The 295-nt window shown below is 62.0% G+C and carries 1 protein-coding gene; it reads left to right on the top strand.

The window, feature by feature from the left end; genetic code table 11:
• A partial coding sequence (locus ACPYOM_RS22265; RefSeq protein ID WP_481347629.1) for an aldo/keto reductase occupies positions 1-295 on the top strand: 295 nt, incomplete at both ends.

Here is a 295-nt window from a genome sequence, read left to right as displayed (position 1 = left end):
CCGTCGTCGGCAGCGTCAGATGGGGATAAGAGACAGGCCGCTGCCTATGGCAACGAGCGGGAAGTCGGACAAGGCATCCGCAACAGCGGCCTGGACCGGTCCGAGGTATTCATCGAAACCAAGGTCTGGGTCAGCGACTACGGCTACGACCAGACGCTGCACGCATGGGAGAAGGCCACGGCCAAGCTGGGTGTGGACTATCTCGACCTGCTGATCCTGCACCAGCCCGCTCCGGACCGTTTTGACAAGGTCATCGCCGCGTACAAGGCACTGGAAAGTCTGCTCGCGGAAGGCA

It is taken from the genome of Monashia sp. HAY1-2A (assembly GCF_056755315.1).
This window is presented reverse-complemented; position numbering and strand designations above follow the sequence as displayed.